Annotated in this window: 22 protein-coding genes; 14 read left to right on the top strand and 8 right to left on the bottom strand. The window is 68.9% G+C overall.

All coding sequences use genetic code 11. From position 1 onward, the window contains the following. The first annotated feature begins 144 nt into the window (after positions 1 to 144). From PI246_RS12230 to PI246_RS12210, 5 genes are all read left to right on the top strand, one after another. Complete coding sequence (locus tag PI246_RS12230) at positions 145 to 957, top strand: c-type cytochrome (RefSeq protein WP_320551570.1); 813 nt, start codon at positions 145 to 147, stop codon at positions 955 to 957. Positions 958 to 1,037: 80 nt separating this feature from the next. Continuing rightward, the gene (locus PI246_RS12225) at positions 1,038 to 1,916 is read left to right on the top strand and encodes a thiol:disulfide interchange protein DsbA/DsbL (protein WP_320551569.1); all 879 of its coding nucleotides are present in this window, start codon (positions 1,038 to 1,040) and stop codon (positions 1,914 to 1,916) included. 32 nt (positions 1,917 to 1,948) lie between these two features. After that, a complete protein-coding gene (locus PI246_RS12220) occupies positions 1,949 to 2,602 on the top strand; it encodes a thiol:disulfide interchange protein DsbA/DsbL (RefSeq protein ID WP_320551568.1) in 654 nt (217 codons plus the stop codon). 88 nt (positions 2,603 to 2,690) lie between these two features. After that, entirely contained in the window at positions 2,691 to 3,503 is an 813-nt protein-coding gene (locus PI246_RS12215) for an endonuclease/exonuclease/phosphatase family protein (RefSeq protein ID WP_320551567.1), read from the top strand. Between the two features lie 5 nt (positions 3,504 to 3,508). Continuing rightward, a complete protein-coding gene (locus PI246_RS12210) occupies positions 3,509 to 3,889 on the top strand; it encodes a hypothetical protein (protein ID WP_320551566.1) in 381 nt (126 codons plus the stop codon). A gap of 21 nt (positions 3,890 to 3,910) precedes the next feature. Here PI246_RS12210 and PI246_RS12205 read toward each other — a convergent pair whose 3' ends face one another. After that, positions 3,911 to 5,557 (bottom strand): glycoside hydrolase family 17 protein, encoded by a 1,647-nt coding sequence (locus PI246_RS12205; RefSeq protein WP_320551565.1) that lies wholly within the window; start codon positions 5,555 to 5,557, stop codon positions 3,911 to 3,913. A 143-nt stretch (positions 5,558 to 5,700) separates the two neighbouring features. Here PI246_RS12205 and PI246_RS12200 point away from each other — a divergent pair, with 143 nt between their 5' ends. The 3 genes from PI246_RS12200 to PI246_RS12190 are packed head-to-tail and all read left to right on the top strand — an operon-like array spanning position 5,701 to position 9,952. Beyond that, positions 5,701 to 7,770 (top strand): transglycosylase SLT domain-containing protein, encoded by a 2,070-nt coding sequence (locus PI246_RS12200; protein ID WP_320551564.1) that lies wholly within the window; start codon positions 5,701 to 5,703, stop codon positions 7,768 to 7,770. After that, positions 7,767 to 8,717: a complex I NDUFA9 subunit family protein gene (locus tag PI246_RS12195; RefSeq protein ID WP_320551563.1), complete on the top strand. Its 951-nt coding sequence runs from the start codon at positions 7,767 to 7,769 to the stop codon at positions 8,715 to 8,717. Before PI246_RS12200 ends, PI246_RS12195 begins: the two co-directional genes overlap by 4 nt. A gap of 5 nt (positions 8,718 to 8,722) precedes the next feature. Next, positions 8,723 to 9,952, top strand: coding sequence for a multifunctional CCA addition/repair protein (locus PI246_RS12190; RefSeq protein ID WP_320551562.1), 1,230 nt, complete (start codon positions 8,723 to 8,725; stop codon positions 9,950 to 9,952). 16 nt (positions 9,953 to 9,968) lie between these two features. Here PI246_RS12190 and PI246_RS12185 read toward each other — a convergent pair whose 3' ends face one another. Both PI246_RS12185 and PI246_RS12180 read right to left on the bottom strand, forming a co-directional pair. Beyond that, positions 9,969 to 11,162, bottom strand: coding sequence for a class I SAM-dependent methyltransferase (locus tag PI246_RS12185; RefSeq protein ID WP_320551561.1), 1,194 nt, complete (start codon positions 11,160 to 11,162; stop codon positions 9,969 to 9,971). Between the two features lie 96 nt (positions 11,163 to 11,258). Then, positions 11,259 to 13,367 carry a TonB-dependent receptor gene (locus tag PI246_RS12180; RefSeq protein WP_320551560.1) on the bottom strand — a complete coding sequence of 703 codons (2,109 nt, stop codon included), beginning with the start codon at positions 13,365 to 13,367 and terminating at the stop codon, positions 11,259 to 11,261. Between the two features lie 128 nt (positions 13,368 to 13,495). On the opposite strand from PI246_RS12180, the gene PI246_RS12175 reads away from it, so the two are divergent. Next, complete coding sequence (locus tag PI246_RS12175) at positions 13,496 to 14,155, top strand: hypothetical protein (protein WP_320551559.1); 660 nt, start codon at positions 13,496 to 13,498, stop codon at positions 14,153 to 14,155. A 66-nt stretch (positions 14,156 to 14,221) separates the two neighbouring features. Beyond that, positions 14,222 to 14,959, top strand: coding sequence for a pteridine reductase (locus tag PI246_RS12170; protein ID WP_320551558.1), 738 nt, complete (start codon positions 14,222 to 14,224; stop codon positions 14,957 to 14,959). Between the two features lie 13 nt (positions 14,960 to 14,972). On the opposite strand, the gene PI246_RS12165 is transcribed toward PI246_RS12170, so the two are convergent. The 5 genes from PI246_RS12165 to tsaD all read right to left on the bottom strand — a co-directional run bounded on the left by PI246_RS12165 (position 14,973) and on the right by tsaD (position 19,152). Next, positions 14,973 to 15,827, bottom strand: coding sequence for a DUF6159 family protein (locus PI246_RS12165; RefSeq protein WP_320551557.1), 855 nt, complete (start codon positions 15,825 to 15,827; stop codon positions 14,973 to 14,975). A gap of 94 nt (positions 15,828 to 15,921) precedes the next feature. Continuing rightward, positions 15,922 to 16,416, bottom strand: coding sequence for a 2-amino-4-hydroxy-6-hydroxymethyldihydropteridine diphosphokinase (folK, locus tag PI246_RS12160; protein WP_320551556.1), 495 nt, complete (start codon positions 16,414 to 16,416; stop codon positions 15,922 to 15,924). Next, the gene (locus PI246_RS12155) at positions 16,417 to 17,673 is read right to left on the bottom strand and encodes a mechanosensitive ion channel family protein (protein ID WP_320551555.1); all 1,257 of its coding nucleotides are present in this window, start codon (positions 17,671 to 17,673) and stop codon (positions 16,417 to 16,419) included. Continuing rightward, on the bottom strand, positions 17,670 to 18,029 hold the full coding sequence (gene folB / locus PI246_RS12150; RefSeq protein WP_320551554.1) for a dihydroneopterin aldolase: 360 nt from the start codon (positions 18,027 to 18,029) through the stop codon (positions 17,670 to 17,672). Before folB ends, PI246_RS12155 begins: the two co-directional genes overlap by 4 nt. 100 nt (positions 18,030 to 18,129) lie before the next feature. Next, positions 18,130 to 19,152, bottom strand: coding sequence for a tRNA (adenosine(37)-N6)-threonylcarbamoyltransferase complex transferase subunit TsaD (gene tsaD, locus PI246_RS12145; protein WP_407069814.1), 1,023 nt, complete (start codon positions 19,150 to 19,152; stop codon positions 18,130 to 18,132). Between the two features lie 83 nt (positions 19,153 to 19,235). Between tsaD and rpsU the strand changes: the two genes are divergently transcribed. From rpsU to dnaG, 4 genes are all read left to right on the top strand, one after another. Continuing rightward, positions 19,236 to 19,451 (top strand): 30S ribosomal protein S21, encoded by a 216-nt coding sequence (gene rpsU, locus PI246_RS12140; protein ID WP_029213735.1) that lies wholly within the window; start codon positions 19,236 to 19,238, stop codon positions 19,449 to 19,451. A 137-nt stretch (positions 19,452 to 19,588) separates the two neighbouring features. Continuing rightward, the gene (locus PI246_RS12135; RefSeq protein WP_320551552.1) at positions 19,589 to 20,032 is read left to right on the top strand and encodes a GatB/YqeY domain-containing protein; all 444 of its coding nucleotides are present in this window, start codon (positions 19,589 to 19,591) and stop codon (positions 20,030 to 20,032) included. Positions 20,033 to 20,367: 335 nt separating this feature from the next. Next, a complete protein-coding gene (locus PI246_RS12130) occupies positions 20,368 to 20,541 on the top strand; it encodes a DUF1328 family protein (RefSeq protein WP_320551551.1) in 174 nt (57 codons plus the stop codon). Between the two features lie 39 nt (positions 20,542 to 20,580). Then, positions 20,581 to 22,326, top strand: coding sequence for a DNA primase (gene dnaG, locus PI246_RS12125; protein WP_320551550.1), 1,746 nt, complete (start codon positions 20,581 to 20,583; stop codon positions 22,324 to 22,326). The last annotated feature ends 1 nt before the right edge of the window (position 22,327 follow it).

Genomic DNA, 22,327 nt, shown 5'->3' with positions numbered 1-22,327 from the left:
GGCTGCGGATGCAGGGTCCGCCAGTATACCGGCTCGGCCCGTCGCGCCGGTTTGACCGGCATCTGGCGAGGCCCCCATAATCATTCGGTTGAGGCGTGGCAGGGAGCACGCCCGGTCATGAAGTATCCCCTTCCGGAGACACTTATGAAATTCAGGCACGCCGTCGCTGCCGTCGTCACCATGCTCGTCATGAGCGCCGCGAGCGCTCAGTCCACCGCTCCCGCCAAACCGTCCAGCGCCGCCGCGCCGGCCGGCGCCGAAGCCCGGCCAGGCGGCGACGCCACGCACGATCCGGCGACACCCGGCATGCCCACGGCCACGCAGGCCACGGCCACCACGCCTTCGGGCGAGGCCGGCGCGGCCGCGAAACCCGGCGACGCCACGGCGGGCCAGGCCAAGGCCGCCGTCTGCGGCGCCTGCCACGGCATGGACGGCAACTCCACCGACCCCCAATACCCGCGCCTGGCGGGACAGAGCGAGCAGTACATCGCCGCCCAGCTGGCCGACTTCAAGTCGGGCAAGCGGATGAATCCGATCATGCAGGGCTTCGCCCAGCCCTTGTCCGACCAGGACATGCACGACATCGGCGCCTATTTCGCCACCAAGTCGTCGCTGCCGGGCGTGGCCGACCAGGCCTTCGTCGAACAGGGCCAGACGCTCTACCGCCAGGGTGACGCCGACCGCGGCATTCCCGCCTGCATGGCCTGCCACGGTCCGGACGGCCGCGGCAATCCGGGCCCGCATTACCCCCAGCTCACCAGCCAGCACGCCCAGTACGTCGAATCGCGCCTGAAGGCGCTGCGCGACATGGACCCGGCTCAGGCCGGTCCGCACGCGAAGCCCATGGTCGAGGTAGCTAAGAAGCTCGACGACAAGGACATCGCCGCCGTCGCCAGCTACATCGAAGGCCTGCACGCCAACGAGCCGACCCCGGCCGTCGCCCCAGCGTCGCCCTGAGGCGGTAAAGTGGGGAGATCGAACGGGCCCGTCGGGCCCGTTCTCATTTCGACGGTAAGAAAAGGACACCTCCGATGCGTATGCGCCTTCCCCTCCTCTGCGCCGCCCTGATCGGCCTGGCGGCCTGCGGCTCCGGCCAGCATGAGGCCGCTTCCTCCGCCCCGGCCCCGACCGCCACCGCCGGGGCGGCATCCGCCGCCGCCCCGGCCACCGCGCCCGCCCCCGCGACGACCGCCCCCGCGAGCGCCGCACCGGCCGCCGCCGGTAGCGTGGCCGCCCCCGCGCCCGCCGCGCCCAGCCAGGACGATGCCGGCCGCCCGGACGTGAAGCCCTTCGTCGACGAGGGGAAATGGGTCGAAGGCAAGAACTACTTCCGCATCGATCCGGCCCAGCCGACGAGCAGCCCGGGCAAGATCGAAGTCACCGAGGTGTTCTCCTACGGTTGCCCGGCCTGCTTCCAGTTCCACGGCATCGTCGACGAAATGGCCAAGGGCCTGCCCAAGGGCACCGTGATGACCTTCACGCCGGCAGCCTTCCGCCCCGATGAGAACTGGCCGCTGCTGCAGCGCGCCTACCTCACCGCGCAGGCCTTCGGGGTCGACAGGCAGAGCCACGACGCCATGTTCGACGCCGTGTTCAAGAGCGGCGAGCTGGGCATCTTCGACAAGCAGACCAACAAGCCCAAGCCGCAGTCGGCCTGGCCCACCATCGACGACGTGGCGAAGTTCTACGCCAAGTACGGCGTGAAGCCGGCGGACTTCGTCGGCACCGCGAACTCGTTCACCATCAACACCAAGATGAAGCGCGCCGATGAACTGATCCGCGCCTACGAGGTCGATAGCACGCCGACGATCGTGGTCAACGGCAAGTATCGCCTCACCCCGTCCTCCGCCGGCGGCTATCCGCAGACCATCGAGCTGGTGCAGTGGCTCGTCTCCAAGGAAGCCGCGGGCAAGTAACCGCTTTTCGAATCGATACAGGGAGATTACCGATGTTCAAGCGCCTACCGCTGCTGCTCGCCGCGTTGGTCCTGTCCACCGCGTGCAGCGCGAAGCCCGCCGAGGGCGCGGCTGCCAGCTTCACCGACGGGCAGGAATACGTGTCCATCGCCACGCCGCAGCGCCTGGATCCGAAGGGCAAGATCGAAGTCGTCGAGGTGTTCTCGTTCGGCTGCATCCACTGCGCGCATTACGAGCCCAAGGTCGAAGAGTTGCAGAAGGCCCTGCCCAGGACCGTCGCCTTCCACCGCATCCCGGCCGCGTTCAACGACGCGTGGCTGCCGTTCGCCCAGGCCTACTACGCCGCGCAGCGGCTGCTGCCGGCCGACAAGCTCGATGAGTCGACCGACAAGCTCTTCAAGGCCAAGTGGGATCTGCACATGCCCTTGAACGCCATCGAGGAAATGGCCGACTGGTATCACCAGAACTACGGCGTCGACAGCGCGAAGTTCGTGCAGGTCGCCCAGGGTCCCGAGGTCAAGGCGCAGATCGAGAAAGACACCAAGCTGATCCAGCAGTGGGGTGTCGACGGCACGCCGACGATGGTGGTCGACGGCAAGTACCGCAGCAACCGCATCCAGGACTTCGACCAGCTCAATGCCGTGGTCCGTTTCCTGGTCGACAAGGAAACCAAGGGCGGCAAGTAAACCTCGCCGGCCGATGCCCCCCGTTCACATCGCGGGGGGCATCATCCGCCGCCACGGCCCGACGAGACGCACGCCCGCTACCTAAGCCATGACCCGCTCAACGCCGTCTTCCCCACTCGCTGCCGAGCGCACCCTGCGCCTGCTCAGCTGCAACATCCTCGCCGGCGCGAGCGTCCAGCGTTACAGCGACTACGTCACCCGCAGCGTCAACGCTGTGTTGCCCGGGCCGTCCAAGCTCGCCAACCTCGATTCACTCGCCGCGCTGCTGCACGACTTCGACGTCGTCGGCCTCCAGGAGGCCGACGCAGGCAGCCTTCGCTCGGGCTTTCTCAACCAGACCCGCTACATCGCCGAAGCCGCCGGCATGCCCTTCTGGAGCCACCAGCCGAACCGGCCGATGGCCCGCGTGGCGCATTCGGCCAACGGCCTGCTCAGCCGCATCGAACCCACCGAAGTCATCGACTATCCGCTGCCCGGCCGCATCAAGGGACGCGGCGCCTTGTTCGTGCGATTCGGCGAGGGCACCGACGGCCTGGTGGTGGTGGTGGCCCATCTCTCGCTCGGCGCTGCCGCGCGCATGGGGCAGCTCGGTTTCATCGCCGAGCTGCTGGCGCCCTATCCGCACGCGGTGCTGATGGGCGACCTCAATACCGAGCCCTCAAGCCCGGAAATGCGCCTGTTGTTCAACAAGACCGCGCTGCAGGCGCCGATGGCGCCGATGCCCACGTTCCCCAGTTGGAAGCCTCGCCGCGCGCTCGACCACATTCTTACCTCGGCGGACATCGCGCTCGAGCGCACGTGGACCCTCCCGCGCGCGTTCTCCGATCACCTGCCGCTCGCCGCCGAAATCCGTTTGCCCGCGTCCCTGGCCGTGACGGCCGGCGCGCATGTCCTGAGGTAGTCACCATGCCATCGTCCCTGCGCGCCGCCCTGCCCTGGGCCGCCATCGTCGTCGCCGCGATCGGCGCCGCCGTGCTGCGCTACGGCTTCATCGAGCCCGCCCATGTCGCGCACGCCTGCGACGGCACCGGGGGCCCGTGGTGGTGCGGCACGCGCGACATGATCGTGCAGGGCTTCCTCAGCTACGGCTATGGCTACGCGGCTATCGCCGCCGCCCTGCTGGCGTTGTTCGTGCGCGGCACCGCGATGGCCGTGCTGGCCGCCTGCCTGGGCGTACTCGCACTGCAACTTTACTGCTACGAAGGCGGCGCATTGGCCTTGCTGGTGGGTGCCCTGCGCCTGGTGCGCGTGCAATACGATCGCTGGCACCTGGCTGCGGCGGCCTGAGGCGACCACCGACCGCCGCGCTCAGCGCAAGGGTGCCGGGCGCCGCGCGCGGCGCCACGCCACCAGCACGGGCAGCGCCAGCGCCAGGTTGAGGCCGAGCCACCCCCACGACACCGCGTTAGCGCCCACTTCCTGCACCACCACGGCCACGCCGAGCAGCACCAGCCAGATCGCAAGCAGGCGCTCTTCGATCAGCGGCATCGTCGCTTCGTCGCGCGTGCGCAGCGCCGCGAGCAGGAGGAAACCGATGCAAGGCAGCGCGAACAGGCCGACGGGCATGTCGCGATAGCGGCCGTTGAAGACCAGCAGGATGCCGTAGAGCGTCAGCGCGAACATCCAGAAGAAACGCTGCGGCGTGAACACGCCAGACCACGCGATGCCGAGCATGCGTCGCTCCGCCGGCTTCGGCGCCACGGCCGCAGGGTCGATCGGCGAGGCGAGCCGCGCGGCGAGGGCACGCGACAACGACAGTGCCGTGAGCAAGGCCAGTACGCCGGTACCGGCGCCGAGGGTCCATTCCAGGGGGTTGCGACAGGCGAAGCTCAACAGGCGCGCGTGCGTGGCCAGCGCGGCGCCGCTCGCGAACCCCGCCAGCGCCAGCGCGACCCATCCGGCCGGCCCGTGCCAACGGCGGCGAATGGCGCCCACGGCGAAGAACAGCATGGCGCCGAGGCCCCCCGCGGCGATGCCCCCAAGCCAGCGCGGTTCCTCGACGACCGGGCCGGTCATCGCGAACTTGGGCCGGGCGTCCACGTCGAAGATGCCCCAGTAACCGCCCACGGTGCCTTCCAGGTCGCGCTTCCATGGCTGGTCGAACGCCTCGATGACGTTGTAGGGCATGTCGACCGTGGCGGCGTAGTTGAGAAACTCGCGCAGGTAGCGCGCTTCGTTGACCAGGCTCGCGCCGGCCTCGCGGCGCGTGCGGCCCTCGCTGGGCCAGCCGGTTTCGCCGATCATCACGGCCTTGCCCGGGAATCGCGCCTTCATGCGCTGGTAGACCTCGGCGACGTGGCGCACGGCGCGCTCGGGGGCCACCGGCTCGTCCTCCCAATAGGGCAGGATGTGGATCGTGAGGTAGTCGGTCACCTTCGCCAGAGCGGGGTGCTTGAGCCAGAACTCCCAGACGTCGGCGTAGGTCACCGGCACGTCGGTGGCATCGTTGACGCGCTTGATGTAAGCGGCGAGGGCCTTTTCGGATAACTCGCCGCGCAGCATCACCTCGTTGCCGACCACGATGCCGCGCAGCGTGTCGTGGTCGCGGCGGGCCGCGGCGATGCCCAGGGCGATCTCGCGCTCGTTGGCGGCGGTGTCCCGGCCGAGCCAGATGCCCATCAGCACCTTCATGCCGTAGCGGCCGGCGATGTCCGGCACCGCGCCCAGGCCCTGGCTCATCGAGTAGGTGCGCACGCAATCGAAGCGCGTGGAGAGCGCCTTGAGGTCGGCGTCGATCCGCTCGGGCGGAACGAACGCGTTGGGATCGAACGGCGTCTCGCCCTTCAGCCGGAACGGCGCGTACGACACGCAGGCGATCTTTGCCGTGGGCGAATCCGGCAGCGCCACCGGTCGGCCCAGGTGCCACCAGTAGCCGGCGGCGAAGATCGCGGCGGCGACGAGAAGGATCCAGGCGAGCGGTCGCGCGAACCGCGCGTAGGGGGTGTGAGGCGGCATGCCGGTCCAGTGGGAGGCGAGGTGATCCCGTTTAGCTTAACGGGCCGCGCGCGGCAGGGCGATTCCCTCGCGCCCACGCCGTTCATCCGGCCTGCGCGCCGGTTTCTTACAATCATGCCGTACGCAACCGTGAAGGAACCTCGATGATCCGCTTCCTGGCCGGACTGGCCCTCGCCGCGCTCGCGGTCACCCATGCGCCGTCGGCCTGCGCCGAAGGCACCGAGTCGCAGCGGGCGCGCTTTCGCCAGGCCTACGCGGTCGCCAGCCAGCAGGGCGGCGACGCGTGGCGCGCGCAGGCCACGGGCCTGGAGGGCTATAGCCTCTTTCCCTACCTCGAAGCCGCGGCGCTCACCCATGACCTGCGCACGCTCGATCGCGCTCCCGTGCAGGCCTACCTCGACCGCTACCCGGGCATGATCCCGGCCGCCGACCTGCGCCGCGACTTCCTCGGCGAGTTGGCCCGACGCAAAGACTGGACCACCTTCACGGCCATGTACCAGCCGGGCCTGGGCGACGCGCTGACTTGTTTCGACCTGCAGGCGAAACTGTCGCGCGGCGAGCCCCTGGTGTTCGAGCGCGACCTCGGCGACCTGTGGAAGAAGGCCAGCCTGCCCAACAGCTGCGACCCGGTCATCGACGCCGCCGCCAGCCAGGGGCTGCTCACGCCGGAGCGGGTCTGGTCCCGGATCGACGTGGCCGCCGAGGCGGGCAAGGGGGGCACCGTCGCCTCGCTCGCGCCCCGGCTGCCGTCCGCCGACGCGCTCGTGGCCCAGCGGATCGCCCTGGCGCTCAACGATCCCGCCACCGCCCTGCGCCAGGCGACGGACTGGCCGGACACGCCGCGCGACCGGCAGGCGGTGACCTACGCGCTGCAACGGCTGGCGCGGCGCCAGTCCGCGGCCGCGGACACCGCGTGGACCACGCTGGCGCCCCGCTTCCAGCTGAGCGAGCAGCAGAAGGGCGCCATCGAAACCACCCTCGCGCTGTTCCATGCCACGGACTTCGACGAATCCGCGCTCGATCGCCTCGCCGCCCTGCCTGCGCGCGCACAGACCGACGCCACCCGCGAATGGCGGGTGCGCGTGGCCCTGGCCCGTCAGGACTGGCGTGCCGCGCTGAACGCCCTCGACGCGCTCTCGCCGACACAGAAGGACGACGGCGAATGGCGCTATTTCCGGGCCCTCGTACTCGCCAGGATGGGCCGCACCGACGAAGCGCGCGCGCTTTACCAGCGTGTCGCCCAGGAAGCCACGTATTTCGGCTTCCTCGCCGCCGACCGCATCGACGCCTCGTACGCGATATGCCCCACGACCATGAACGTCGACGAGCGACGCGAGGCGTCGCTCCTGACCGACCCGGGGCTGGATCGCGCGTTCGAACTGTACGCGGTGGGACTGCAGAAGTTCGCCCGACGTGAATGGAGCGCGGCGCTGTCGGGTCGCGACGCGGAAACGCAACGACTGGCCGCGGACCTGGCGTTCCGCAAGGGCTGGTACGACCGCGCGGTCTTCGGGCTGTCGTCCGGCGACGCGCTGCGCCTCTACGAGCAGCGCTTCCCGCTCGCCCGCCAGGACGGCGTGGTGGAGCAATCGAGCCAGGCCGGCATCGAGGCGCCCTGGGCCTACGCCATCATCCGCGCCGAAAGCGCATGGATGAGCGACGCCCGCTCCGGTGCCGACGCGCGCGGCCTGATGCAGCTGCTGCCGACCACCGCCGCTACCGTGGCACGTCGCAATGGTCTCGCATGGGGCGGTCCCGAAAGCCTCTACGACGCTCCGACCAACATCGTGCTGGGCACGCGCTACCTGTCGCAGATGGCCGCCCGATACAACGGCGCGCCCTGGCTCGCCAGCGCCGCCTATAACGCCGGTCCGAACAAGGTCGACCAGTGGCTCGAAGCGCGCGGTTCGCTTGATCCCGACCTCTTCGTGGCAAGCATCCCCTATAAGGAAACCCGCGAGTACGTCGCCCGCGTGATGGCCTTCGCGGTGATCTACGACTGGCGCCTGAACGGCAATGCGCTGCCCATCGACAGCCGCATGACCCGCATCGGCAGCCCTTACGCCTTGCCCCAGCCGGGGGCGGTGCGTCGTACGGTCAGCTGTCCGGCGCCGGCCGTGTCGCATGCCACGCCGCCGAGCGCGCCGGCCGTCGCCGAACCCGCCCCGGCCGAGGCCTCCTCCGCCCCCACCGTCCAGGAGCCGCAGCGATGAGTCGTCCTACACCCCAGCGCATCGTGATCCTCGGCGGCACCGGTTTCGTGGGCAGCTGTCTCGTGCCGCGCCTCGTCGCCGACGGCCATGGGATCGTGCTGCTTTCGCGCAACGGCCAGGCACGCCGCCATGCCACCGTGGGACGCAACGTGCAGGTCGTCTCCACCGACGTGTATGACCCGCCGTCGCTGCGCTCGCAGGTTGCCGGTGCCGATGCCGTCATCAATCTGGTCGGCATCCTCAACGAAAGCGGGCGACAGACCTTCGCCCGCGCGCACGTGGAACTCACCCGGCTCGTGGTGGACGCCTGCCGCGACACCGGGGTGCTTCGCCTGCACCAGATGAGCGCGCTTCATGCGGGCGCCGCGTCGTCCGCCTACCTGCGCTCGCGCGGCGAGGCCGAAGCCCTGGTGAAAGCCTCCACCCTCGACTGGACGATCTACCGTCCCAGCACGATCTTCGGCCCGAACGACGGTTTGATTACGCGCTTCGATCGCCTGCTAGCCATCGCACCGGTGATGCCCCTGCCGCGTCCGCACGCACGCATGGCGCCGGTGTACGTGGGCGACGTCGTCGAAGCGATGGCGCGCGCGGTGGCCGATCCGGCGCGTTCGGTGCTGCATACGTTCGAACTCTACGGCCGCGAAACGTGGACATTGCTCAACCTGGTGCGCGCCATCCGTGACGCACGCGGCCGCCACCGGGTGGTGCTGCCCATGCCCGACGGCCTCGGCCGCGTGCAGGCACAGGTCGCGCAGTTCGTGCCGGGCAAGCCGTTCACGCCGGACAACTTCCGCACGCTCATGATCGACTCGGTCGGCAGCACCGACGGCCTGGCCGAACTGGGTATCGAGCCGCAGGCGTTGTCCGCCTGGTTGCCGAGGTTGCTCGGCCAACCCATCCGCCAGCGCCGCCTCGACGCGTCGCGACAGAAACGGCCGTCCTGAGGCGCATGGACATCTATCTCGTCGGCGGCGCGGTGCGCGACGCGTTGCTCGGCCGCCCGGTGGTGGATCGCGACTGGGTGGTCGTCGGCGCGACACCCGACGACATGCTCGCCGCGGGCTACAAGCCCGTGGGCAAGGACTTCCCGGTGTTCCTCCATGGCGACACGCGGGAGGAATACGCGCTGGCCCGCACCGAGCGGAAGACCGGACGCGGCTACCACGGCTTCGCGTTTCACGCCGACCCGGGCGTGACGGTCGAGCAGGACCTCGAACGCCGCGACCTCACCATCAACGCGATCGCGCGCCATGAGGACGGTCACCTCGTCGACCCGTTCCACGGCGCGCGTGACATCGAGAACCGCCTGCTTCGGCACGTGTCCCCGGCCTTCGTCGAAGACCCGGTGCGCCTCCTGCGCGTGGCACGGTTCGCCGCCCGCTACGCGCCGCTCGGGTTCCGCGTGGCGGACGAGACGATGGCGCTGATGCGACGCATGGTCGACGACGGCGAGGTCGACCACCTCGTGCCCGAGCGTGTCTGGGCCGAAACCCGCAAGGCGCTGGCCGAACCGATGCCGCAGGTGTTCCTGCGGGTGCTGCGCGAAACCGGCGCGCTACGCGTGCTGTTCCCGGAGGTCGACGCCCTGTATGGCGTGCCGCAGCGCCCGGAGTTCCACCCTGAGGTGGATACGGGCATCCACGTCGAACTCGTGTTGCAGGCCGCGGCCACCTTAGCGCCCGGCGACGCGCTGGTGGGCTGGTGCGCGCTCACCCACGACCTGGGCAAGGCCCTGACGCCGGCCGACGTGCTGCCGCGCCACATCATGCACGAGCAGCGCGGGATCGAACCGGTGCGTGCCCTTTGCGCGCGGCTGAAAGTACCTTCGGACTACGCCTTCATGGCCGAGATGGTGTGCAAACACCACCTCAACGCGCACATGGCGCTGGAGCTCAAACCGGCGACGGTACTGCGATTGCTGGACGCCCTCGGCGCGCTGCGACGGCCCGAGCGGCTGGATACCTTCCTGCTCGCGTGCCTGGCCGACAAGCGGGGCCGCCTGGGCAGCGAGTCGGCGTCGTACCCGCAGGCCGACTACCTGCGCGCGTGTCGTGCAGCGGCCGCGTCGGTCACGTCCCGGCCCTTCGTCGACAAGGGACTGCAAGGACCGGCCATCGGCGAGGCGATGAAGACGGCGCAGGTGGCGGCGATCGCCGCCGTGCCAAAACCCCTGTCATAGCGCGCAGCGCGCGCTCCTACAGGCGGTGGCCCTGGTCGGCGGCGAGGACGGCCGCCGGCAAGGCGTCCGGGTCGACGCCGCGAGCGAACATCATCACCTGGAAGCGCTCGCCCATCTGGTCGGGCAGCGTGAGCTTTTTCACTTCCTGGGCCAGGCGATAGCGCGTGAGCTCGTCGTCTGTGGCGAGGTAATCCGCCTCGAAGAACGCCTGCATGTCCGCCGCGAGCAGGAACTGTGCCTGCGGCAGGTAGGCCGCCACACCGAAGCCGGCGCTGTTGCCAGCCTCGGCCAGCGCGGTGAAATCGACCGACGCGGTGAGATCCTGCAGACCCGGCAGGAAAAACGCGTCGCCGTGGGCGCGATGCCGATAGAACGCACGCAGGGTGCCGTCGTTGCGCTCCGGGTGATAGAACTCGCCCCGCGTGTAACCGTAGTCGGCGAAGATCATCGCGCCCTTGCGCAGCGTCCCGGCCACCGCCTGCATCCAGTACGGCAGCTGCGGCAGCACCTCCGTGCGGTAGCCCGCGTCGAATTCGCGGCCGAGATCGCGCTCCAGGTGGCGCACGGCGCCATTGACGAGCACGTCGGCGGGGCGATCGGTTCGCAAGAAACGGCCTTCGCCGTCGAGCACCACGTGTTCTTCGTAGACCTCGCCCTCGCGCGTGGTGAAACGCGTGGTCGGCAACGCGTCGATCACCTCGTTGGCGAACAGCACGCCGTCCCATTCCTCCTCCGGTGGCGCGTCGAGCCAGACCACGCGCGCGGCAAGCTCTGACGGCAGCCGCGCGTGCAGGCGCTCGCGCTGGCGCTGGCGCAGGTCGGCGCTGGGTTCGAGGATCATGAAACGCCGGGGCACGCGCCCGGCGGCGTCGAGCGCGCGCAGCGCCGCTTCGGCGAACGCGCCGCTGCCGCCGCCCAGTTCGAGGAACTCGGCCTCCGGACCGAGCGAAGCGAGCACGGGCTCGAACGCCCGCACCACGCAGCGCGCAAACAACGAGCCCAGCTCAGGCGCCGTGACGAAGTCGCCCTCGGCGCCGAACTTGGTCTTGCCCGCGCTGTAATAGCCCAGCCCTGGCGTGTAGAGGCAGCGCTCCATGAAGCGCGCGAACGGCATGGGGCCGTGGGCGGCGATCTCCTCGCGCAGGAGGGCGGTGAGGTGATCGGAATGGGCGCGCTCGTCGGCGCCAGGTTCGGGGTGGCGATCGGTCATGCCGGGAGGATACCCGATGTGCCACGACGAACAGGGCCCGCGCCTGCCGGATGGCGGACGCGGGCCCTGTTCGCGCAGTCGCGGATCAGACGTGGATCAGAAATCCTGCTGCAGCGAGAGGAACACGCCGCGACGCGGACCGTACTGCGGCGCGCCCACGCCGATGCCGGAACCGTCACGCAGCTCGTAGGTACGATCCAGCGCGTTGACCAGGGCCAGCTGCGCGTGGGTGGGGCCCGCCGACGTGAAGTGGAAATCGTGGCCTACGCTCAGGTTGAGCTGGAAGTAGTCCGGCATGGTGTCGCCGTTGGGCACCGCACCGTCGCGACGCAAGCCCGAACCGTAGAGGTAATCCAGGCCCAGGCGGGTGGAGTCGGCGAACGCGTAGCCGATACCGCCCGACGAGGTGAACTTCTGGTCGTGGTCGAGATGGATGTAGTGGTTTGCGATATAGGCCAGGTCGTCCGGATTGAAGTTGTACTGGCTGGTGATGACGTTCTTGCCGACCGCGCGGTTGTACGCGAAGTTGAAGTAGGCCGTGAGCGCGCCCCCGTCGTAGTTCACCGTGAACTCGGTGCCCTTGATGCGGCCCTGGTCGTAGTTGAAGGTGGAATACACCAGCGCGGCACCGAACTGGCCTTCGTCCTGGATGCGCGACACCTTGCGGTAGTAGCTGTCCAGGCCCACCGTCCACGCCGATCCGATCTTCTGCGAGATGCCGATGTCGTAGTAGCTGGCACGCTCGGCCAGCGGCGTGTCGTTGCCGTCGTTCTGCAACGCGTTGGTGGTGCCGTCGAATTTCGCGATCGAGGTCGGCGCGATCATCTCGGTGGCCGGCGGCGTGAAGTAACGCGAGTAGCCGGCGTGGATGGTCGTGCTGTCGGTCGGCTGGTAGACAACGCCCAGGCGCGGGCTGAGCTGGCTCTCCGGGCGGAACGCGTTATAGCGGTCGCCACGCACGCCGTAGTTCACCGTCCACTTGTCGCCGATGCTCCATTCGTCCTGCAGGTAGACCGCATAGGTGCGGGCGAGCACGCGGCTGGCGTCCACGATGTTGAGCGGCACGGTCGACGACTGCGCCCCCGTGTCGTCGGCCGGGAACACCAGGGCGTTATTGGTCGACGTGGCGCGCTCGAACGAGCCATAGAGGCCGTAGCGCAGCGTGTGGTTGTCGCCCAGCGGCGTGGAGAAGTCCGCCTGCAGGGTGGTCGCGCGGTTGGCACGGCGCACGTTGGAGGCCACGCCGTTGAACATGAGATCGCCGATGTCGTCCGGGGTGAAGTCCAGGCCGCTGTAACGCTCGCCCGCCGACACCTGGTACGCCGTGTCGCCCATCTTGCCCTGCAGGCTGAGCACGCCGAAGCGGGTGCGCTCCTGCTGGCGCTCGTTGAGCTGCGCCGAATCGAAATGGGTGACGTCGAGGTAGCCGAACTGCGGGGTCTGGTTGGGGTTGTTCGGGATCTGGAAACGGTTGTTGGTGGCACCGAACATGAAACTCAGGCGCGTGTCGTTGTCGATCAGGTACGACACGTCGCCGAAGGCCTTGGCCTGGTTGGTGTGGTCATGGATCGGCTTGCGGCTCGACGTCGGGTTTTCGATGCCGTTGTCGTTTTCCAGGTAGTTGGCCGTGAGGAACCAGCTCCAGTTGCCGCTGCGGCCGAACAGCGAAGCGTTCGGGTTGAGCGTGCCGTACTGGCCGCCCATCACGCCCACGCTGCCGTTGACGCCATCCTGCTTGGCGGTGCGCGTGGTGATGTCGATGATGGCCGCGGTGCGGTCGCCGTACTGCGCCGGCAGCGCGCCGGTGAGCAGCTTCACGCTGTCGATCGTGCGCGCGTCCAGCGTCTGGCCGAAGCCGCCGATGCTCTCGGGAATCAGCACGCCGTTGATGCGGTACTGGAGGTTGGCGTGGTCGCCGCGCACATGGAGCTGGCCGTAGGAATCCTGTACCACGCCCGGCGCCTGCAGGATCACCTGGTTGAGCGGGGTGGCATCGCCCAGCGGCAGCGCCTGGATGGTCTGCCGGTCCATCACGTACTGGCTGCTGCCGGTGTCCGGCGAAAGGCTGTTGCGCGCTTCGTCGAGGCGGGCCGTGACGTCGACCTCACCCAGGTTCGTAGCTTTTTGCGGGGGCGTGTCGTCGGCGAAGGCGGGAGCGGCGGCGAGCGCGACGGCGATGCAGAGGGCAAGACGGACGGGAGTCATCGGGGGCCTTTCGTAAAATGTTATAATGTTTCACAACAAGTCTGTGACGACGACCTTTCGTGTTGCTTTCACGCAAGCGTTAAGGACGATGCGGTATGTCTTTCGTTCACTCCACGACGGAACGCTCCATGTCGACACCCGATGACTCCCCGACTTCCCGCGAGATCGTCCCCGTTCATGGCGGCGAGCGCGGTGAGAACGTCATCGCCGCCGCCATTCTCGATTTCGTCAGTCATATTCCCGCCAGCGCCGAGCCGGTCGCCAGTCATGCGGACGACACCAGCCGCCGCATCGCCAGCGCCGCCGCGAACAAGGCCGCGCTCACCGCCGGCTCGCTGGCCCTGCCACCCGGTCCGTTGGGCTGGTTTACCGTCGTGCCCGAACTGGTGGCCATCTGGCGTATCCAGGGCCAGATGGTCAGCGACATCGCGGCGGCGTACGGCAAGACGGCCACCCTGGGCCGCGAACAGATGCTGTGGTGCCTGTTCCGTCATACGGCCGCGCAGGCCTTCCGCGACGTCGCCGTCCGGGTCGGCGACCGCCTGGTGTTCCGCACCGCCGCCACCGGCGTCGTGCAGCGCCTCGCGGGCCGCATCGGGCTGAGCGTGTCCAAGCGGGCACTGGGCAAGGGCATCTCGCGCTGGTTGCCTGTCGTGGGCGCCATGGGCGTAGGCGCCTACGCGTATTACGACACCCAGCAGGTGGCCCGGACCGCCATCGACCTGTTCGGCGCCGTGGTACACACCGACGACGGCCGCGCCGTCAGCGACGCGGTCCCCACGCGCTAGCTGCCGGTTCGTGACGCCCGTCCCGCTTTGGGGCAAGCTCACGCCGCCACGACCAGGGAGCGTCCCGTGAATCCATCGCCCGTCATCCTCGTCACCGGAGGCGCGCGCCGCGTCGGCCAGGCCATCGTGCGCCACCTGCACGCCGCGGGCTGCGCGGTCGCGATCCATTACCGTCACTCCCAGGCCGACGCCCTCGCGCTCGCGGACGACCTCAACGCGGCGCGGCCCGACACCGCCGCGACGTTCGCCGCCGCACTCGACGACGACACCGCCCTGCCCGGCCTCGTCGACGCCGTGTTGCGTCGCTTCGGCCGACTCGACGGGCTGGTGAACAACGCCTCGGCCTTCTACCCCACGCCCATCGGTAGCGCCACCCCGGCGCAGTGGGACGATCTCTTCGCGGCGAACGCCCGCGCGCCGTTTTTCCTGGCGCAGGCGGCGGCGCCCGCGCTGAAGGCCAGCCAGGGTGCCATCGTCAACCTCGTGGACATCTACGCCGAGCGCCCGCTGGCGCAGCACCCGATCTACTCGATGGCGAAAGCCGCGCTGTGGATGCTCACGCAGTCGCTCGCCCGCGAGCTCGCGCCCGAGGTGCGGGTCAATGCCGTGGCGCCCGGCGCCATCCTGTGGCCCGAGTCGGGCAAGTCGGCGGAGGACGCCGCAGCCCTGCTCGCCAAGACGCCGCTGGCCCGCAAGGGCGAGCCCGGCGACGTCGCGGAGGCGGTGCGCTGGCTGTTGCTCGATGCGCGCTACACCACCGCCAACCTCGTTCGGGTGGACGGCGGCCGCACGCTGGCGATCTGAACCGCCCTTCGCCTCAGCGCCTGGAACGGAAGGCCGATTCGAGCAGGCGACGATCGAAGCCCTCGCCTGGGTCGCCGTAGGCGGCGAAGCGGTAGAGCGCCGCCGAATACACGCCGTGCATCGCGGTCTGGAAGAGGCTGAGCGCGACCAACGCGATCATGCCGGCCACGGCCACGGAAACCATCAGCGCGATCGACTGGGTCGAGGCGGCGGCGCCAAACAACACGAGGCTCACCGCCACGACACAAAAGGTGAGGATGCCCCCGACCAGGCCGATGCCGGCGTTGCCGATGACGTTCTCGCCCCAGGTGTCCTTCAACAGCGACGCGCTGCGCTTGATCGCGTCGACCGGCCCGATGTCGTGCGCGGCGAGCACCGGCACCACGAGGAAGGTGGCAACGGTCCAGCCGACACCGAGCAGGCCGGCGATGAGACGCCCGACCAGGCCGACGCGTTCCTGGATCGCACGGAGCACCATGCCGACGGTGGCGGAAATCAACGCGTAGCCGAGGATCGTCGGCAGCTTCGACCAGGCCGCGCGCATGCCGTCGCCCAGCGTGGGGTTGCCGCCCTCGAGGCGGATCATCGCCGCGGCGGCGAGCGCCGTGTTGAAGAAGATCACCACGGCGTATTGCACGAAGTAGAACGCGAAGGCCAGCAGCATGACGACCGGCGGCATGGCGTGGGCATGGCCCTCGAACGCCGCGCGATGGTGCCGCATGGCGGCGAAGATCGGCCAGCCGAAGGTGGCGATGATCAGCAAGGAGCAGGCCCCGGCCAGCAACGGAAAGAGCATCAGCTCTTTGTCCTGGCGGAGGATGTTGGCGCTGGACTTCATCAGCGCCCAGCTGCGTTCGAACCGGCCCATGTCCCCTGAACTCCTCGTGATGGTGGCGGTGTTTTAACACCCGGCCGCCGGCATCGCCAGAGCCGGTCGGCCCATCCGGCGGCGTGGCGATGCGTTACGAGAGCGCCAGGGTCGGGTCCAACGTGAGCGGCTCGCGATCCGCCGGGAAAGCCGCCCACAGCTCGCCGAGAGTGCGCCCGTCCACCGGATGGCGAACGTCGGGCGCGATGTCCGCCATGGGCCGCAACACAAAGGCATGGCGCAGTTCGCCGCGTGGGAGCTCAAGGTGTCCCGCTCCCTGCCGCACGAGGTCGTCGTAGAGCACGATGTCGACATCGAGCGTGCGGCTGGCGTAGCGGTCGCCGCCGCGGACGCGACCGTGGCTGTCTTCCAGGGCGTGCAACCAATCGTTGAGCGCGTCCGGGCCCAGCTCGGTGTCCAGGCCCACGGCGAGGTTGAAGAAATCCGGACCCTCGAAGCCCACGGCGGCGCTGCGATAGACGGGGGATACGTCGAGCGCGCCGAAGCGCTCGCGCAAGGCGGCCACCGCCGCGGGGAGCCAGCGCGCGGCGTCGATATTCGAACCCAGGCTCAGGTAGGCGCGGCCCATTCAGTGCCTCTCCTCGTGCAGGCGCACCAGCGCATCGCGCACGTCACCGCCCGACGGCTGCTGGAAGGGGCGCAGGCCGAACTCCGGCAGGATCGCGATGAGGTGATCGAAAATGTCGGCCTGGATGCGCTCGTAGTCGAGCCAGGCCACGGTGTTGGTGAAGCAGTAGACCTCCAGGGGGATGCCCTGCGCCCCGGGATCGCGCATGCGGACCATGCGCGTCATCCGGTCGTGCACGTCCGGGTGCGCCGTGATGTAGGCCTCGGCGTAGGCGCGAAACGCCCCGATGTTGGTCTGTCGCCGCCGATTGACGGGCAGCTTGCCCGGCTCGCCGAGGGCGTCGTTCCAGCGACGGATGTCGTCGCGCTTGCGCGCGAGGTAATCCTTCAGGAGATACATCCGGCCAAAGCGCTCGATTTCGTCGTCCTCGAGAAAGCGCACGCAGGCGGCGTCGACGTAGAGCTCGCGCTTGATCCGCCGGCCTCCCGATTCGGACATGCCGCGCCAGTTCTGGAACGACTCGGCGATGAGCTTCCAGGTGGGCACGGTAACGATGGTGCGGTCGAAGTTGCGCACCTTCACCGTATGCAGGGTGATGTCGATGACGTCGCCGTCCACGCCCGCCGTGGGCATGGTGATCCAGTCGCCCACGCGCAGCATGTCGTTGGTGCCCAGCTGGATACCCGCGACGAACCCGAGGATGGTGTCCTTGAACACCAGCAGCAGCACCGCCGACATCGCGCCGATGCCCGACAGCAGCAGGCCGATGCTCTGGTGCGTAAGCTTGGTGATCACCAGCACGAAAGCGACGATCCACAGCGCCAGCTGCAACAGCTGCACCACGCCCTTGATCGAACGCTTGCCCGCCGGCGTGGCGCTGTAAAGCGACTCGAAGGCGACCAGCGCGCGCCCCAGCGAGCCGATCACGCAGACGATCATCCAGCACACGGCGAGGTTGCGCACGAGCACGGCGAGGGTGTCGGCGGGCTCCAACAAGGCGTCGATGCCGTAGTAGACGACGATGGCCGGCAGCATGCGTGCCAGCCAGCGGAACGCACCGTGCTCGTAGAGCGCATCGTCCCAGCGCCAGGTCGTGTGGCGCGTGGCGACGCGCACCACGCGATGCAGGAACAGCCGCCCCATCAACCCGACCAGCCACGCCAGCAGGAACAGTCCCGCCACGAGGGCGACACGGCGCAGTTCGGGGGAAGCGATGAACCCTTCGGCGGTGGTCAACGGTGCGGTGAAGTCGATCATGCCGGACGGGTGCCCCGCTCGATGCGCACGCCCACGGCCTTCGCACCGCGCACGGCACCGGGTTTGGACAGCTTCAACCGCACCCAGGCGACGCCGAACTCATCGCGCACGATCTCCGCGCAGCGCTCGGCCAGGGTCTCGACCAAGCCGAAGCTCGACGCTGCCACGTAGGCCTGGAGGCGCTTGGAAATCGATTTGTAGTTGAGCGTGTCTTCGATAGCGTCGGTCGAGGCCGGCTTGCGGTTGTCGAAGGCCATTTCGAGGTCGAACGACAGCGTCTGGCGGATGCGGCGTTCCCAGTCGTAGATGCCGATGACCGCGTCGATGCGCAGGTCTTCGATGAAGACGATATCCATAGGGAGGCGTTTGCGTGGGAGGGAATGGAACAGGGTCGGCCACGCGAAGCGTCCGCGCAAGCCCCGGCGCGGTCGCGCACGGGGCATCGCGACACGGGGATCAGGCGGCGGGCAGAGTTTCCAGGCTCCAGCGCGGATGCACCTGGATCGTCTGGTCCTGGCCCTGCCCCGCCGCGAGGCGGATGGCGCCGGCCAGGGCAATCATCGCGCCGTTGTCGGTACAGAACTGCAGGCGCGGGAAATACACCCTGAAGCCGTCGGCCGACGCGGCGTCCGCCAGTTGCTGGCGCAGCCGCTTGTTGGCGCCCACGCCGCCGGCGATCACCAGACGTTTCGTACCGGTCGCTTCAAGGGCGCGACGGCATTTGATCGCCAGCGTGTCGACGATGGCGTCCTCGAAACCGCGAGCGATGTCGGCCCGGGTCTGCTCGGTCTTGTCCGCGTTCTGCCAGGCCAGCAGCACCTGGGTTTTCAGGCCGGAAAAGCTGAAGTCCAGGCCGGGCCGGTCGACCATGGGCCGCGAGAAGCGGAACGCGCCGGGCGTGCCCTGCTCCGCGAGTTTCGCCAGCGCCGGGCCGCCCGGATACGGCAGGCCCATCAGCTTGGCCGTCTTGTCGAAGGCCTCGCCCGCGGCGTCGTCGAGCGTGTCGCCGAGGATGCGGTAGTCACCGATCGCCCGCACCTCCACCAGCATCGAGTGGCCGCCGGACACCAGCAGGGCCACGAACGGCGGCTCGGGCGGGTCGTCCTCGAGCAGCGGGGCCAGCAGGTGACCCTCCATGTGGTGCACGCCGATGGCCGGTACACCCAGCGCCCAGGCCATGGCCCGCGCCGCCGCCGCCCCCACCAGCAGGGCGCCGACAAGGCCGGGGCCGGCGGTGTAGGCCACGCCGCCCAGGTCGGCGGGCGTGAGGCCGGCCTCCTTGAGGGCCTCGCGAACCAGCGGCAACAGCTTGCGCACATGGTCGCGGCTGGCCAGTTCGGGCACCACCCCGCCGTACTCGGCGTGCAGGGCGATCTGGCTGAAAAGCGCGTGCGACAGCAGGCCGCGCCCCGGTTTTTCCGGATCCCAACGCAGCAGGGCCACCCCCGTTTCGTCGCAGGAGGTTTCCACGCCAAGGATGGGCTTTGAAATTTTCGAATCGATCACGTTATAATCCGCGGCTCACCCGGGTTCACGGGTCAGTTTAATCAAGTGGAGTTTCCATGCCGAGCGTTAAAGTCCGCGAGAACGAGCCGTTTGAGCTTGCCCTCCGCCGCTTCAAGCGTACGTGCGAAAAGGCTGGCGTGCTGGCCGAAACGCGCAAGCGCGAATTTTACGAAAAGCCGACCCAGGAGCGTAAGCGCAAGCGCGCCGCTGCGGTGAAGCGCCACCTGCGCCGTCTGTCCCGCGACACGACGCGCCGGACCCGCATGTACTGATCCCCTCCCCGACCCTCGTGGTCGGGCGATGGACCCGCGGCTGGCGCGTTCGCCCGCTGCCGCCGTGATCAGGCGGAAACCCGAGCCGGCTTCGCCGAAAGGTGAAGCCGGCTTTTCGTCGTCCCGGAGATAAAGCAATGACGCTCAAGGCAAAGATCACAGAAGACATGAAGGCCGCCATGAAGGGCGGCGAAAAGGATCGCCTGGCCGTGATCCGCCTCATGCAGGCGGCGATCAAGCAGCGCGAGGTCGATGAGCGGATCGAACTGGACGATGCCCAGGTGCTCGCCGTGCTCGAGAAGATGCAGAAGCAGCGCCGGGATTCGATCGAACAATATGACAACGCCGGCCGTACGGAACTGGCCGACGTCGAGCGCTACGAGATGGGCGTGATCGACGGCTACCTGCCGGCCAAGCTCAGCGAGGCCGAACTCGACGGCATCATCGCCGCCGCCATCGCCCAGACCGGCGCCACCTCCGCCCGCGACATGGGCAAGGTAGTGGCCCTGGTGAAGGAAAAAGCGGCCGGACGCGCCGACATGGGCGCTGTGGCCGGCAAGGTCAAGACGAAGCTGGGCTGATGGCTGATCGTGGGGGCCTCGCCCGCCGGGCGGGCTCCTATGACAGAAGGTGGATGTCCGCCTCGGTCCGGTGGGAGCGGGGGCCCGTGTCCGCGAACCCTCCGGGCCGCAACGGGCGAGTGAGGCCGTGCCCGCCATGGGGCGATAGGCCCGCGTCGCCCGCCCCATGCCGGCTGCCGCCGGATCGCCGACACGGTCGGCTCCTCCCCCTTTTGTCGCGACGGTGTCCAGGGCCCTGCCCCGATCCCGCCATTCACGACACTCCCACATCGACGGACGCATCCTGCCGCCGCGACTGGGGAGCGGCTCCTCCGGCGCCACCATCGGAGAATCCCATGCTCAAGTACGCCATCATTTTCGGTCTCATCGCGCTCGTCACCGGTGCGCTGGGCTTCAGCCGCATCTCTGGCATGGCGGCGACGGTTGCCAAGGTGTGCTTCGCGATCTTCCTGATCCTGTTCATCATCGCGATCCTCGCCGTGGTCGGCGTCCTAAAGATGGCGTTCTGATCGCGCCGGGAAGCGCAGGCATGGCATCCTACGCGTTCCATGCGCGGCCGTATTCCCGACAACTTCATCGATGAACTGCTCACTCGCGTCGACATCGTCGACGTGATCGAGCGGCGCGTGCCCCTGAAGAAGGCGGGGCGCGAATGGACGGCGTGCTGCCCGTTTCACAACGAGCGCTCGCCGTCCTTCTACGTCAGCCCACAAAAGCAATTCTTTCACTGCTTCGGCTGCGGCGCCCACGGCAGCGCGATCAAGTTCCTCATGGACTACGATCGCCTGGAATTTCCCGACGCCATCGAAGAACTCGCCCAGTCGGTCGGCCTGAAGGTGCCCTACGAGGGCGGACGCGACGACAAGCCGCGCGAAGACCGCAGCGACCTGTACACCCTGCTCGATGAGGCCGCGTCGTTCTACCAGCGCGAACTGGGCGGCAGCGACGAGGCCCGGGCCTACGTGAAACGACGCGGGCTCGACGCGGACACCCTTGCACGGTTCCGCGTGGGGTGGGCGCCCGCGGGCTTCGACGGCGTGCTCAAGGCCTTTGGCACCACTGACCGTCGCCGACAGTTGCTCAACGACGCGGGCATGGTCGCGAGCAACGAAAAAGGCAACCGCTACGACCGTTTCCGCGAGCGGGTGATGTTTCCGATCCTCGACCGGCGCGGGCGGGTGATCGCCTTCGGCGGGCGCGTGCTGTCGTCCGACCAGGGTCCGAAATACCTCAACTCGCCGGAAACCGCGCTCTTCCACAAGGGCCGGGAGCTGTTCGCCCTGTGGCAGGTGAAACAGGCCAACGCCAACCTCACCCGGATCATGGTGGTCGAGGGGTACATGGACGTCATCGCCCTGCACCAGGCTGGCCTGCCGATCGCGGTGGCGACCCTCGGCACCGCGACCACGCCCGATCACGCCGAGGTACTGTTCCGCGCCGCGCCCGACGTCTACTTCTGCTTCGACGGCGACCGCGCCGGGCGGCAGGCCGCCTGGCGCGCGCTGGAGTCGATCCTGCCGCGCATGCGCGACGGCCGCCAGGCCCACTTCCTGTTTCTCCCCGACGGCGAAGATCCCGACACCCTGGTCCGCAAGGAGGGCAAGGAGGGCATGGAGAAGCGCATGAAAGACGCCATGCCCCTGTCGGAATACTTTTTCGAGGAACTGGCCCGCGACGTCGACGTGAGCCGCCTCGATGGCCGCGCCCGGCTCGCCGAGCGGGCCCGCCCCCTGATCGCCCGGCTGCCCGACGGTGCCTTCCGCGATCTCATGGCGGACGAACTGCAACGCCGCACCGGCGCGCGGGCCGTGCTCGACGCCGAGGCGGCGACCGGGCGCGCCACGCCGCCGCCCCGGGCCGGCAATGTCCAGCGCAGCCTGGTGCGCAGCGCCATCACCCTTCTCCTGGCCCAACCCGCGCTGGCCGACGAGGTGGCGCCGCCCTATCCGTTCCTGCGCCTGGACCGGCCCGGCGTGGCGCTGCTGGCCGAACTCATCGACATCGCGCGCAGCCGCCCGGGCATCAACCCGGCCGTGCTGGTCGAAGCCTTCATGGACCGACCCGAATACCCCTCGTTGCAGAAGCTGATGCAGGCCGAGGTGGTCGGCGAAGCGGACATGCAGCGCGTGGAATTTTTCGACGCACTCACCCAGATGGAACGCCAGGCCGCGTCACAACGCCTCGAGCATCTGATCGCCCAGCACCGCGACGGGCTGCTCGACGGCGCGGGCGTGGCCGAGTTGCGCGCCCTGCTCGCAGCGCGCGCGGCACCGGCACCGGCGGAGGGCCGATGAT

This window comes from Luteibacter sahnii, from assembly GCF_034063545.1.
In the GTDB taxonomy this organism is placed as follows: domain Bacteria; phylum Pseudomonadota; class Gammaproteobacteria; order Xanthomonadales; family Rhodanobacteraceae; genus Luteibacter; species Luteibacter sahnii.
This window is presented reverse-complemented; position numbering and strand designations above follow the sequence as displayed.

Bases quoted from the DNA above. Each gene is read 5' to 3' on its own strand.
- dnaG (WP_320551550.1), top strand. From the start codon at position 20,581: ATGCGCGGCCGTATTCCCGACAACTTCATCGATGAACTGCTCACTCGC.
- folK (WP_320551556.1), bottom strand. From the start codon at position 16,416: ATGGGCCGCGCCTACCTGAGCCTGGGTTCGAATATCGACGCCGCGCGC.
- PI246_RS12135 (WP_320551552.1), top strand. From the start codon at position 19,589: ATGACGCTCAAGGCAAAGATCACAGAAGACATGAAGGCCGCCATGAAG.
- PI246_RS12220 (WP_320551568.1), top strand. From the start codon at position 1,949: ATGTTCAAGCGCCTACCGCTGCTGCTCGCCGCGTTGGTCCTGTCCACC.
- rpsU (WP_029213735.1), top strand. From the start codon at position 19,236: ATGCCGAGCGTTAAAGTCCGCGAGAACGAGCCGTTTGAGCTTGCCCTC.
- PI246_RS12230 (WP_320551570.1), top strand. From the start codon at position 145: ATGAAATTCAGGCACGCCGTCGCTGCCGTCGTCACCATGCTCGTCATG.
- PI246_RS12210 (WP_320551566.1), top strand. From the start codon at position 3,509: ATGCCATCGTCCCTGCGCGCCGCCCTGCCCTGGGCCGCCATCGTCGTC.
- PI246_RS12130 (WP_320551551.1), top strand. From the start codon at position 20,368: ATGCTCAAGTACGCCATCATTTTCGGTCTCATCGCGCTCGTCACCGGT.
- PI246_RS12165 (WP_320551557.1), bottom strand. From the start codon at position 15,827: ATGGGCCGGTTCGAACGCAGCTGGGCGCTGATGAAGTCCAGCGCCAAC.
- PI246_RS12175 (WP_320551559.1), top strand. From the start codon at position 13,496: ATGTCGACACCCGATGACTCCCCGACTTCCCGCGAGATCGTCCCCGTT.
- PI246_RS12195 (WP_320551563.1), top strand. From the start codon at position 7,767: ATGAGTCGTCCTACACCCCAGCGCATCGTGATCCTCGGCGGCACCGGT.
- folB (WP_320551554.1), bottom strand. From the start codon at position 18,029: ATGGATATCGTCTTCATCGAAGACCTGCGCATCGACGCGGTCATCGGC.
- PI246_RS12225 (WP_320551569.1), top strand. From the start codon at position 1,038: ATGCGCCTTCCCCTCCTCTGCGCCGCCCTGATCGGCCTGGCGGCCTGC.
- PI246_RS12185 (WP_320551561.1), bottom strand. From the start codon at position 11,162: ATGACCGATCGCCACCCCGAACCTGGCGCCGACGAGCGCGCCCATTCC.
- PI246_RS12205 (WP_320551565.1), bottom strand. From the start codon at position 5,557: ATGCCGCCTCACACCCCCTACGCGCGGTTCGCGCGACCGCTCGCCTGG.
- PI246_RS12190 (WP_320551562.1), top strand. From the start codon at position 8,723: ATGGACATCTATCTCGTCGGCGGCGCGGTGCGCGACGCGTTGCTCGGC.
- PI246_RS12155 (WP_320551555.1), bottom strand. From the start codon at position 17,673: ATGATCGACTTCACCGCACCGTTGACCACCGCCGAAGGGTTCATCGCT.
- PI246_RS12180 (WP_320551560.1), bottom strand. From the start codon at position 13,367: ATGACTCCCGTCCGTCTTGCCCTCTGCATCGCCGTCGCGCTCGCCGCC.
- PI246_RS12200 (WP_320551564.1), top strand. From the start codon at position 5,701: ATGATCCGCTTCCTGGCCGGACTGGCCCTCGCCGCGCTCGCGGTCACC.
- PI246_RS12215 (WP_320551567.1), top strand. From the start codon at position 2,691: ATGACCCGCTCAACGCCGTCTTCCCCACTCGCTGCCGAGCGCACCCTG.